Source organism: Rhodococcus jostii RHA1, assembly GCF_000014565.1.
GTDB lineage: Bacteria > Actinomycetota > Actinomycetes > Mycobacteriales > Mycobacteriaceae > Rhodococcus_F > Rhodococcus_F jostii_A.
This window is the reverse complement of sequence record NC_008269.1, coordinates 1,109,933-1,123,075: the sequence shown is the minus strand read 5'-3', so window position 1 is coordinate 1,123,075 and position 13,143 is coordinate 1,109,933. Positions and strand designations below refer to the sequence as shown.

3 protein-coding genes are annotated in these 13,143 nt (G+C 65.0%); 1 reads left to right on the top strand and 2 read right to left on the bottom strand.

Translation table 11 applies throughout. The features are described from left to right. The first annotated feature begins 1,270 nt into the window (after window positions 1-1,270). Window positions 1,271-1,465: a hypothetical protein gene (locus tag RHA1_RS51005; RefSeq protein WP_167541007.1), complete on the top strand. Its 195-nt coding sequence runs from the start codon at window positions 1,271-1,273 to the stop codon at window positions 1,463-1,465. Window positions 1,466-1,755: 290 nt separating this feature from the next. On the opposite strand, the gene RHA1_RS40755 is transcribed toward RHA1_RS51005, so the two are convergent. After that, on the bottom strand, window positions 1,756-9,621 hold the full coding sequence (locus RHA1_RS40755; RefSeq protein WP_050787615.1) for a SpvB/TcaC N-terminal domain-containing protein: 7,866 nt from the start codon (window positions 9,619-9,621) through the stop codon (window positions 1,756-1,758). 218 nt (window positions 9,622-9,839) lie between these two features. Beyond that, a complete protein-coding gene (locus tag RHA1_RS40750; protein ID WP_011599866.1) occupies window positions 9,840-13,139 on the bottom strand; it encodes a Tc toxin subunit A-related protein in 3,300 nt (1,099 codons plus the stop codon). Between the last annotated feature and the right edge of the window lie 4 nt (window positions 13,140-13,143).

The window sequence follows — 13,143 nt, the reverse complement described above, 5'->3', positions numbered from 1 at the left end:
CCGCGGCGCTGCTCCGGGTGCTCCGCACCCGGAGACGGGGCGAGTCGCTTCGCTCCCCGCCAGGGAGCCGCTGCGCGGCTCGCAGTGGGTCCATTTCCGTTGCCGTCGATCGAGTCGCTTCGCTCCTCTGGGTTTCCGAGATTAGGTTATTACCTGCACTTTTCATCGTCCAGATCGATCCGGCCCCCACACCCGAATGAGGCTGGGGAGACAGGGAGGGTGCGCCCAGCCTGTCTCCCCATCGGCTATCCGCGCCGCTCAATGTCATACCCACAAGCATACCACCCACTTCACGGAACCTAAAATCGTAGAAAATCTCCGAACTTCTAAACTTGTTAATTTACAACAGATTACAAACATTACAAGCTGAGTGGTGTGCATAATTTTTGTAAATGCCTACTCATCAATTGATTACCCAAACATGTTGTAAAACAACAATTTTCAAGATCGATCCGAAACCGTGCGAAACAGACGCCCACCGCCCCCGCCGACACGTCGCCCGGCATCCCCAACATCACAAACCAGGGACATGTCATCACACCAGGTCACAGCACCATTACACCCGCAAGTGCAAGCGTCGCATCGATCCCACCCCTACCCACCTACGCACCCGCCAGGACCCCCGAATGAACAGCAGGGAGTTCAGCAGTGGATCGCGTCGCTCGAAGCGACGCCTGGGGAGGGAGCGCGTCATCGTGTTCGAGAGATTCTCCGATCAAGCCCGCCACGTAGTCACCCCCTCGCCGCCGGAGCCGCCCCGCACCCACCACCAGAACTGGCGCCGGCACCGAACACCTACCCGCCCCAGATCCTCGGGCGCCGGCTGCCCCGGAGCGGCAGCACTGACCTCATGGGGGCGTCACCAAGCCGGCACTCGACAGCACACTCGAGGAGCTCAGCGCACCTGTGGGCTCCCCAGCCGCCGGGCAACATCCCGATCACCGGCGAAGACGAAGAACGTCCTCGAGAGCAGCCTGCGCAAGACCGCCCTGCTCGGGCACGAAGAGCATCAGCACCGACCACCACCTCCTGGCCCTGCCCGACAACCCCGCCTCCACCAGCGCCCAGATCCTCACCGACCTCGCCCACCAGTGTCCGCTCGCGGCCCGGTACGCCAGCCGACCACCTTGTTCGAGAACGCGTCGCTCGCACTCGCCAACCACAACACCCCCTTCCGTATCGGGCCAGCGTCCCTCCGCGCAGTTCCGCCATGTGCGATCGGTGGAGTAGCAGCATTCTCACCGGCGAGTACTTGGGAGCCGCTGCGGGCGTGGATCTTCCAGTTGTGTGGGGCGGTGATGTCAACGGCGAGTTCGTCTCCGCTCCCGTTGCGGCGAGCGGTGACCTGATCGGGGCGGGGCGTGGTGATCTCGGTATCGGAGTGGTTCTCCCCCAGCCGATGATGATGATGCTGCCCAGGTCCGTGCTGGCATCGGCGACGACCTGGCCGCTTGGTCGAGGCTGAGACCGCGGTGGCCGGGCGCCCCACTGCGACCAACACGAACCGGTCCCTGGTGTGATTGCTCATCACCGCTGTTCTCGTTCTGCTGTCCCCACCCCGCAGCCGGCTGACAGCACCGTCCCGTCCCGTCCGGCCGTGTCGTCATCACCGCGCCGAGCATTGGAATACCCACGAGCGTCAGTACCGTCACCCGGACGACGAGGCCGTCACGATGCCGACGATCGACCACTGCGCGTCTACAAACCCGATGACACCGTCGCCCGCACTCTCAGTGACCGGCGACATTGGGGTGCTCAGTCACGGTGAATCGGAATATGGGACAAATTCATCTGCTCGCCGGTCGCCCTTGACGTCTGGACCCAGGATCCATCCGGCAGCATCCTCCGTGCACCACCACCCTGCGTAATGCTCACAGTGTTACCCGAAGCAGAATTGGAACCCTCTGGAGCGGTTGGATCGGCCGTATGCACGCGGATTCGGGTTGCGACAATGCCAGTCGCTCCTTTGGCCGTACTTGCGGCGGGCACGGTGTGCTCGTTGACCATCATGCCTCCTGAAACATTCACTCGGGCACCCGTCGGCGCGGGAGCCTGCAATATGAGATCGGCGCGGCCTGGCGCTAATACGGCAGACTCAATCTCACCTGGAGTCAAGCCAGCCAACGGATCGGACGCTTTTCGCTCAACTACTGGCTGTACACCACCGGATGACGGACCGCCAGGGAGATTGCGGGCCGCAGCAATTCTCTCGACGGCATGCGCGCCGCGTGAGCCCTGAGTGAACAGGGCACGACCGGCGCGGAGGCCGAGATTCTCTGCAGTGCGCTGGATCCCACCTAACGCTCGTGCACCCTGCCGGGCGGCACCTTCGGCAACCGAAGCCGCTTGGCGGACGCCGGGTACCCGGGCAACGGCCCTTGCCCCGGCACTCGCGACGGCGGCCACGGCGGCACCTGCACGCCCGACGCTGGACGCGCGCACGGCTGTCGATGCTCGGGCCACTTGGGCTGCGCCACCGGCGGTTGTAGCGTATGCCCCGATGCCGCCGGTGACACCGCCGAGCGCGGCTCCGACCAGTGCCGCACGGCCGATCTTGCTGCCGCTGATTTGCTCACCGCTTCCGACTTGGCGGGTCAGCTCGCCCGCGGCCCCTCCTGCTGCTCCCGCCACGGCGCCTACTGCTACGCCGGTCGCGACGGTGGCCGCCGCGCCGCTCAGACCGACGCTTGCTACCGCGCCGGCGACAAGTGGACCGGCTACGCCGGCTGTGGCGACCGTGACGACCGTACCGACGACCACGACAGCGGCCACGACAGCGACATCGCGCCAGCTCCACATCCCGGTCGGATCGCTGATCGCGACGGGATTGCCGTGCACGTACATGTACAGGTTGGGCCCATCTTCGTGGCCGGCTGGATCACACGCTGTCCAGCGGCCCAGCCACGGCGGATAGTAGCGGCCCCCGTAGTAGTAAAGGTCGGATTCCTCGTCGCGCTCCTGGCCGGTGTAGCGGTATCTCTTCGGCACGTCGGTCTCCGAGTGGACCGCCTGATAGGCGGTCGAGCCGTAAGGGAAGTACTCCTCGTAGCTGAGGACGCCGGCCTGGGCGTCCAGTTCTAGCGTGGACGAACCGAGGTGGGTTGAGTATTGGTATCGGAACAACTGGACCGGGGCCTGATCGGTTCGGTGGAGGTCGAGGATGCGAGTCTCGGCGGTGACGATTCTGCGGTGGTCGATCAGTGCATGCAGCGTCTCGCGTTCGAGGGTGAGCGTCCCATCCGGGTCATATTCGCGGTAGATCTCGATGGCGCCCAGGTAGATTCGCTCGTTCTTGCGGGTCGGCACTTGCCCGAGCGCGGCCTGCCGATAGGTGGTCTTGCGCAGGCGTTCGCCGGCTGCCTCGTAGCTGTAGTGGGTCGTTTCTGGTATGCCGGTGTCGACTACCTGGCGACTAGTGGCTTGCAGTCTGTCCGTTTCGTCCCAGGTCATGACAGGGAGGTGCGGCATCCGGGTCATGTTTCCGTGTGGGTCGTGGTCGTAGGTGGCGCTGTAGGGGCCGTCGTCGACATCTCCGGGCAGGCTAGTGGCGGTCAGCCGGTTGCCGGTTTCCGCCGGGGTGATCCGGCTCGGCGCGGTGTAGGCGTAGTGGCGGGTCCAGCCGCCGCCTGCCACTCGGTGGATCATCGTCTCGAGGTTGCCGGCCGGGTCGTACTTGAAATTCTCGGTGTAGGTGTCCACGGCGTTGCCGTCGCCGGGGTTGAGCAGGCGTACTCCCTGGGCGAGGTGAGTGCGTGGGCCGTCGTCATGTGTCACCTGGTGCGGTGGGGTCGGGGCGTTACCGGTCTGTCCGAGGTGTTCGCGACCGGTGGCCCGGATGAGGCGGTAGATCGCGTCGTATGTGTAGTCGGCGGTCGGGTCGACGCGTCGGTTGCGGAAGAACACGACGTTGTGGATGTCGGCGTCGTCGCGCAATCGGGTGATGTTGCCGTGCGGGTCGTAGGTGTAGCGCAGCGCTTGCACCACCCGGGCGTCCGGGTCGTTGTGTGGTCGTGTGGTGGATAGTGCGAGCAGGCGTTGGGTTTGATGGTCGAACGACTGGCTGGTGACCGAACCGTTGCCGCAACGGATCGTGATTCGCTGGCCGTGTGCGTTGTATTCAATACCGGTCACGGCCGGGGCGTCGGCGGTGGCCGGGTCGAGGAGCTCGGTCGGAGTGTTCGGTTGCCGGATCCATGCGCGGACGGACTCGAGCAGGTTGGCTTCGTTGTACGTCGGCTGGACGACGGAGGGTGGGGCTCCGGCGGCATGAGGCAGGACAAGTTGGATGGGCCGGTTCATGGCGTCGAAGTGGCTGGTAGAGGTGAAGCGGTCGGCCGCGATCAGCAGCGGTGCGGTGGCGGCGTCTAGTGCGGCTACGTCGAGGATCGGTGCGTCAGGGATGGTCGCGATCGCTGACCAGTCCGGGGTCTGACGCGTGCGGGTTGGGGTGGGCCTTTGGCGTGCAAACTGTCGGGAATTCTCTGTCGGGTTGCCCTTGAAGTCGTAGCGCTCGTTGCTGCTGACGCCGGCGCCGTCGTACCGGCGGAAGATTTGTCCCTTGAGGTTGCGGGTTGGGTCGGGGTGGCGATCGCCGTACACCGAGCGCTCGAGGAGCACGTCCTCACTGTCGGGTCGGCTCAGGAAGCGGTGGGTGAGGCGTTGTAGTGGGTCGTAGCGCAGCTGGAACACTTGCCCGCGCGCGTCCCAGCTGCGGATGGGGTGACCGGCGACGTTGCTGAGCAGGCGTCGTTCTCCGCCGTCCATGTCGTTGTGGTACAGCGGTTCTCCGGCCATGTCGTAGCCAGCCAGGTACCGGAATCCGCCGTCGGCGCGCGGTTCCCGCAGGCAGTACTCCATGGTGCGACGGCCTCGCGCGTCGATGACGGCCAGCGGTTTGTCTTCGGTGTCCAGGGCGGTGCGGGTGGCATAGCGTTGGGCGATGCTGTTTTCGGTGCCGTTGTCCGCCACCGCGAGGCATTTGCGGCCCAGTGAGTCGAAGTGGGTGACGGTCGGTGTCCGGGCGTGGGCGGCGGCCTTCTGCGCGGCGTCCCGGTTGGCCGCCCGCTCGTCGGCGTCCTCACCCCATGTGCCCCCGATCCGGCGGTCATACCACGACGTGAAGGCACCGACCGCCGAGCCGAGCAGTCGGCGGAAGGCCTCGCCCACGTCGTCGTCGACTCGGGGGTCGGCGATAAGCACCGTGTCGTTCGCGTCCCACGTCTGCTCTCGCCAGGCATCGAATACGGTCTTTTCGAATGTGTCGTCCGGGTGCAGGACGGCGACGACACGCTCGACCGGGTCGTAGAAGGTCACCGAGCTCAGCCCGGCCCGGCGACCGAATTCGAATAGGTGAGTGTCGGTGAAGAACGGTTCGAACGTGCGGACCGGTTTGCCCTTGTTGTTGTAGACGGTCCAGCCGCTGCCCACCCAGCGCGGGACGACGTCCGGCCCGGCGCCGGGCACCGCCCCTCGCTCGGCCTGAGCTTTGTGCTGTACTTCGCGGCCCATCCCGTCGGAGTACACGAACAGGTGGTGAACCCGTGGCGACTGGTTCGCCCCGAACTGGGAGCCGTGAGTCTCGCGGGTGATCGTGTAGACGGTGGGGGCGTCGGGCGCTGCCAGGTCTCGGGTCCGAAGGTATGCGAACCGATCGTGGATGATGCGTGAGGTCGCGGCACCCAGCAGCGCCATCGGGTCGGCGAACGGGTGGGCGTGCGCGTCGGCGTAGGCGGCGACCGACAGGTCGGCGTCGAATCCGGCGAGCGAATCTCCTTCCCCGGCCTTGCCGCGGATCGCCGTCCCGACCACCTGGCCCAGACAGTCGAAGGCGACTTCGGTGTGGTTGCCGTTTGGGTCGGTCGAGCGAAACGGCCGTGCGACACGGTAGTCGTTGGCGGCGGTGGTGAGGTTGCCGACTGGGTCGGTAGCCGCGACCGGCAGCAGATTGTAGTCGTCATGGAGTACCCGGTGGACGGCGCCGAACGGATCCACCGCGCGGCGCGGCTGGTAGAAGTGTGTGCGCGCGGCGGCCAGTTCCTGCGCCGGCGGATCCGCGTCCCCGGGCGAATAGAAGAGCCGGCCGGACGAGCGCCACCAGCCGTTGCTGCCCGGCAGTTGAACATAGCCGCCCTCGTCGAGCACCGCGTCGGTCGCGCGGCCTGCGAGAACACGGTCGATGAGGCCGGGTGTCAGGGCGAGGACGTATTCCTCCCCGGGCAACGCGTGCGACTCTAGCGCCCCCAGCGGCAGCAGGCCGGTCAGGTCGTCGGACCGGTAGAGCGTGCGACGGTGTGCCACGATTCGGCGGGCCAGCGCGGTCGGCACGCCGACACCCTCGATGTCCGGCGTCGACACGTCCTCGTAGGCGATGTCGTGCGGGCCGCTCCACAAGCTCGCCCAGTGCCCGACTAGCTCGTCGAACCCGAAGCGGCCTGCGGCGGGGGCGATCCCGGTCAGCTCGGCGGTGATCGCCTCCGCGGGCAGTGGACCGCGGTAGACGTCGAAGACCACGGCCTCGTCCGGCCGATGAACCGGATTGGTGTACAGGTTTTCGGCGGCACCGATGTGGAGGCGCGTCTGGTCGTGCGCGAGCATGTCCCGAAAGCCGGCCGATAGCTCGGGGGCGGGTTCCTGGTGGCCGACCCGCCGGCCGTACGCGATCGACACCGAGTGCCGGATGTTGGCGAACTCGTCCACCTCCAGGGTGACGAGGTGGGACATACGCGGGTCGTCGGGTTCGCGTTCGTATTGGTAGGTCAACGACTCCCGTGGGTGGACCAGGAAGACCGCGTGCCGGTTCGGGCCGAAAGCCTGGATCCGCCGTACCGTGAAGTTCTGTTCCGTCACCGCGTAGGGGTGCGTGGCGCGCGCGGTGCCGTCCTCGGCGTATACCTCGGTGCGCAGCGCCGAACCCTTCAGCGCACGATAGGCCTCGCGCAGCTCGTCGGGAGTTAGTCCACTCTCGACCACCGTGTCGGGTAGCAGCAGCGCTTCCCGGGCGGCGACCGACGCCGGGTCGGTGCCGCGCAGCGACGGCTCCGCCCAGTATTGGTCGGTGTACTGGCGTGAGACCGACCCGGACTCGACGAACGCGCCGGTGTGGAACCAGGTGCGGGTAAGCATCGGCGGTACAAAGGATGCGTTGTCCTCGTCCGTGGTGACCAAATCCGGGAACAACGTGTCTTCCCGGTGCGTTTCGGTATCGCGCTGCTCCACCATGCCGAAACCGCGGAATTCGCGTTCGGAACCGTCGAAGAAGCCTTCATGGTAGGTGTAGCGGCTGACGAACCGACTGCGGCCGATCCAGTCGTAGGTCTCGACCCGTTCGACGACCTGTACCGGGAACGGAAGCCGGGTGACCCATGCGCGGCCATCCAGCTTGTCGCGCAGGTAGAACCTGGTCGACGGCGCATACGCCAATCGCGTTTCCGCACCCAGGTTATTGCGCAGACACATCAGCAGGTGCGGTTTGCTCGACCCCATCAGGTCGACGTACCGACACGGTGGGCTGGACTGGCCCGGCAGAGGGGACGACCACACCAGACAGGAGGTGCCGTTGCCGAGAAGGTCCACAACATCTACCGAGCTGAGGTTGTCGGCGCCGGGAAATACGGCCAGTCGGTGCGGTGCAGCCCAGGAATTGCCGGATTGGTTGAAGTACACCTGTACTCCGTCGGCCCCGACATAGACCAGATCGGTGGTGCCGGAGCCATCGATGTCTGCCCACCTGATGCGGCGCGGGTCGAAGCTTTCGGGGTCGGCCGGGCGGGGCGCCCCGTCCATCGTCACCTTCCGGCCGAAGCGCCCGTAGCCCAGGTTGGGCCAATAGCACACCTCGCCGGCGCGTACCCGGACGATGTCGCTGAGTCCGTCGCCAGTCAGATCCGTCAGCGCGACGGTCTCGGTTCCGTCCGCAAACACCACACAGGGTCCGCGTTCCTCGTCACGGGGCACGAATTCCAGTTCCGCGCGACCGAATCCGCCTTCCCCCAACGACCGGTGGAACGTGTGTACATCATCGCCCGTGATCAGCACGTCGGCAAGGCCATCGCCGGTCAGGTCGACGTACCTGAGGTTCGGCTCCGTCCAGTTCAGACGGGGCAGACCGGGGAAGGCTCGGAACGGTTCCCACCCGGAGTCGCCAGCGCGCGCGAAGAAGCCTGGATCCGGATCCTCGAAGGTGGCGAGGTCGAGTCGCCCGTCCCCGGAGAGGTCCAACAACTGCTGTCGGTTCAGGTCACCGGGTGCCGGCATCGACCGGACCCGCTCGAGAGCACCCAATCGGGCGCGGGTGTGCCGGCGACCATCCGGAAGGGTCACCTCGTGGAGTGGGCTCAGGTTCGGCTTGTATGCCCAGCTACCGTTTCGTTCCGTCAACACACCCGAAAGACCCTCGCCGTTCAAGTCGACCCAGCGGTAGCGCGCGCCGTCCACACCCTCCGGCAGATTCGTGACACTGTCCGGATCGGTGAGCGTCAACACCTGGGACTGGATCTCCGGCTGGCTGTAGAAGAGCTCCAAGGGCGGCATGGCCCGGCGAATGTACCCGCCATTTCGGCGCCGGTAGCCCACCTCGGTGATCGACTCCAGCATGGTGTAGTTCGGATTCCGCGGATCGGCCGGTGAGGTCTCGTCGGAGAAATGCAGATCGCTCGACCGCACAAGGTATTCCGCCCCCGCAGTGGCCTCCCGCGGAAAATGGTGGAAGAGCAGAACCCGCCTACAGCGGCGGGAGGTGCGCACCTCGAAGCCAGCCCGGTAGTTGGAGAAGGGGTCCGGACGCATCGGCCACGGAGTATCCCGCTCCGGCGTCGGCGCATCGTCGTCATGGTCGCCATAGTCGAGCACGATGCGAAAATGCCAGTCGGCGGGTAACGGGTCGTCGCTCCCCTCGTCAGACCAGTCCGCGAAGTAGGGCTGGAAGTTGCCGTACCGGATGGTCTTCAGGTATCGCTGGTTGCGGCGTTGCGAATCGTCTCGGTTGGCCTCATGCGCCGCACCTGGGTCGACCCCACGGGCGTCGTCGGGAACGTACGTGTAATGGGTGGCGTTCCCCGTATCGTCGAATGTCAACTGGATCAGGTAGGAGAAGACTCGACGGGCGTCGTTCGGGTCGGCGATCCGGCTGTTGTCGTCGTAGCCGAAAATTGTTGTCACGTTGTCTCGGGTGATCGTGCGCCAATGGCTGATGCCGTCCTCCTCTCGTGTCCACCGCTCGATCCGTGCGAACAGTCCTTCGATGCGAGGACGGTAGAGATGGACGGTGTATGTGATGCCATGGACGGTGCGCGACAACGGGGTTAGGTGCCCGGCGTCGTCAAGGATCGGGACGAGGTCCTCCGCCCCCGAGATGAGGAAGTCGTCGGATTCGCTGCCGTCGCGGTAGCGGGGTAGGCCCTTGTCCGTCTTGCGGGTGATCGACGGCAGGCCGAGGCTCCACCCGAAGCCGAACGCTCCGTTGCCGGCGCCAGAGTCGTAGGTAAGGGACAACTGCGGACCGAAGCCGGACCGGCCTGGTGTCGACACCAGGGGCACCGACAGCGAACCCGTCCCGGTCGCGGGGTTGACCGAAAACTTTTCACCGATGCCCCGAATGGCACCACCGCCTTTGGGAACCGACACGGACGGTAACCGTGGCCGAGGCGAGTCGGCGCTCGTTTCCGAGCCACCGGCCGAAGTGGACGTCGGCGGCTTCTCAGACATCGGAGCGGTTCCGCTTCAGGCTGTTGGGCCGGTAGCCCGCAGACTCGACCATGGTCATGGACCGAGCGTGATGCTTCGTGATGTCCTGGTGAATAGGGCCGCGGATCCGGTGTTTCGCATCGCTCGCTCCTTTCTTCCTACGGACCGATCGAGTAGGACACGACGAGGAAGGCGTCGAGGTCCAAGTCGCGAGTGAGGATTTGTGTGGGTCCAGCAGGGTCCACACCGCTAGAGAAATGGAACTCGCCGTTATTTGCCAACTCGTCTGTCGCGTCGCCCCAAGTCCTCTGGTCACCAACTTCGTGATGCCGCAAGTCGTTGTCGGCGTCCGGACCGTACAGGTCGAAACCGGCGATCGTGATTGTCTTGGCCTGGGTGAAGTAGGGGAAGTAGTCGTGGTGAATGGTCGCGGTGAAATCCGCATCGGTGGTGCTGTTCACGAACGCCGACCACTCCGTCGGGAAGTCGTGTCGCAGGCTGAACAGCAGGGCAAGACTGGCACCAGTGGGTTCCTCGAACATTTCGTCTAGCGCCGTCTTCACCTTGGTGGCGTCGATGCCCAGTCGGGCGGTGTAGCGCACGTGCAGGACCACGTCCGAGATGGTGGCGTAGTCGAAGGGACGGTAGTCCTTCGGCAGATCGAGCTTCCAGGTGCTGATCGCGCCAGCGCCCTCGAATGGAAGAAAACGCTCCTCGCGTAGGTTGGTCTCGAATAGTCCGGTGTCGTTGTTCGCGCCGCTGGTCACGATCGACTGCACGCTGCCGGTGTAGTCGACGAAGCGCTCGTCTTCCGCGCCCTGCCGTGCGTACTGGTCTCCGGCAATGGAGGACCGGCGCACACTGCTGCGCAGCAGCGAGAGTGTGCAGTTGAGGCTGGTGTACGGTCCGACGACGGACGGTACCGACAGCGCGACGTTCTTGATTCGGCGCATGTAGTGGCCGGGGCAGTCGCGGTCATAGAGCCACTCCGGGATGCTCACCTCGCAGCTGCCGGTCGCTCTCAGGCCGAGCAATGCCACCGGGTCGAGTTGGCGAAGCGATACGTGTCGGGTCAGTTCCAGTTCACGCTTGTTGTTGTCCAGGTACGCCATTTCCATGCGTTTGACGTCAAGGTGCAGAGCGTCGCCGGAGAGCAGCCCCTTTCGTCCGCCGTCCCAGTAGTTGAACTTGACGAACGTCTGGGCGTCGACATCGGCCGACATCAGTTCCTGTTTCATGGTCCGCTCCGCCTTGCGGGCTGTGTCGAAAGCGAACCGGTAGTACTCGTAGTACAGCCGGGAAATCTCGCCCTGCATCCAGAGGTAGAGCTCCTCGTTGGTGAACTTGTCGTGCAGGACCTGGTCCATCTCTTGGGCGTTCGCGATCTGCTGCTGCACGTTGAGGTACTCGTGGTGGGCGAGCTGCTCAGCGATGAGGGAGGTGAGGATCTGTCGGCCGTTCTGCATCAGCTCATGCGCCGCCAGATTGTACTGCAACAGCCAGTCGTCGGCGCGGCGTTCGAAGCCGGCCGTTTTGAGTGCGCTGGCGCCCTGGCCTTCCTTGACGGTGGCATCGGCACTCTGCACCGCGGAGGCGAAACGGCCGGCGGAGGCGAGAAGAGAGCCGCCGAAAACGGTCGCGTGTCCGCCCAGTCCCCAGAAGTGAAGATCTACGCCCATATCCGGCATCAGGGCCATGACACCGGTGACTTGATCGGTCGCCATGGCACCGATTCGGGCATCGCGCGCTGCCGGACCGTGCTGGTTGAGGTCGGCGTCCTCGTTCCCGGTCAGATAGAGCCGGCCCTGCCCGGCGGCGCCGGACTGCGCGGCGGGCGAGGCGCCCGCCGACGGCTTCGAGGCAGGGTATGGCTGCATCATGAGCGGCGTGTCGTACGCGGTGACCAATCCGGCATACACCTCGTCGAAGTTCTCCTCGGTCAGTTCCGGTCGTTCAAGTGCGAGTGTCTCCTTGGCGTTGGGGTCGGCCTGTTGTCCGAGCAGGCGCGCGTAGTAGTGGAATCGTTCCAACCCGGCGGCCCGGCTGGTCAGTAGTGACTGGGTCTGCTCCTGCGCCGACCGCCACTGCAGGAAGCGGACCTCCTGGGTCATCTGGTGAATCTGGATGTCGTGGCGTTGGCGGATCAGTGCCAGATGCTCGGCGTCGCCCTTCTCGAGCGCGGAGAGAAGCGCCGCACCGAGGCTCCGTACCTCACCGCAAAGTTCCAGGGTTTTTTGGATCATGGTCGCGCACCGGACGGGGCCGGTCGGTTGGTTGAGTCCGCTGACGATGCTGGACACGTCGAGCCCCGCCGCGGCGGCTTTCACGAGCATGCCGGGATCGATCGGGGGGTCGAAGAGTGCCAGCGTGCGCACGACGCCCCCGATGTTCATGCAGTGACGGATCTTGAATAGCCGGTCGGCCACCGTATCCCAGTAGCCGAGCATCTTTTCGTTGCGGGGAATGCAGAAGTAGAACGTGTGCCCGATGCCGAACAGTGTGCTGGCACCGTCGCTGTCGATTTCGCCCGCGGGCCCCGGATCGAGGTTGAAAGGGAATTTGCCCTCCAGCTCGACCAGCGCGTTGCCGAGCGGGTCCCTCGTTTCCTTTGCTGTTTCCTTTCTTCGTTTCTTGAGCTGAGCGAACGTCTGCGGCCGGACCGTGCCTCGTGGCGGGATGCGCTGGGGACGGGGTCCCAACAGGTTCGCCGCGAGAACGTACCTCTGTGTCGCCTCGTTGATCGACTCGACCGTATCCTGCTGGAATAGGTGGTCACCCCAGGCGATCAGGTTGTCCAGGTACTTCATCACGACGCTGTACTGGTAGGCGAGGGGCCGAGTCCGCGCGACGACGTGCGGTTGGAAGGGCTTGTCGAGGATCGCGCTGTATCCGGTGAGCACCTCCACGCGCAGCGTCTTGTCGGGCGAGGACAGGTCCTCTGGTTTCTTGCTCAGCAACTCCAACAGGTAGTCGATCTGTCTGGGGGGCTCGTCCTGTCGGAACGCCAGGAAGTTCCAGAACCGCTTCGGCGGGTCCTCGCTGTCGGTGGACGTGGGGTCGAAGATGTAGTGGAACCATCGTTGGGCCTCGGCGAAGCGCTGGGTCTTGCTCAGATGGACCGCGATGGTGAGCGGGATGTGGAAGAACAGTTCCCAGTTGTAGTTGGCGTACGGCTGGTTGTCGACGTCGAACTGCTTGGGGAAGTCCTCGACCGCCACAAGGTCGTTGTCGTCATCCGTCGGGTGGTACGCGGCATCAAAGAAGAAGTCGCCCCCCTGCTCGGCCTGCCAGATCGGATTGAGCATGCCCGGCAGCGACTTGCGATTGAGTTGTTCGAGGAGCGCGCCGACCAGGGGATGGAAGAAGTTCTGGAAGGTGTAGACGAACCGGGTATCCGGGCGGCTAACTTCTTTCTGATGCCTCCGCATCCTGTTGTCGTGCTGTCCTTGCTCGGGCATCATC

Excerpts from the sequence above, each read along its gene's own strand:
- RHA1_RS40750 (WP_011599866.1), bottom strand. The coding sequence starts at position 13,139 with ATGCCCGAGCAAGGACAGCACGACAACAGGATGCGGAGGCATCAGAAA.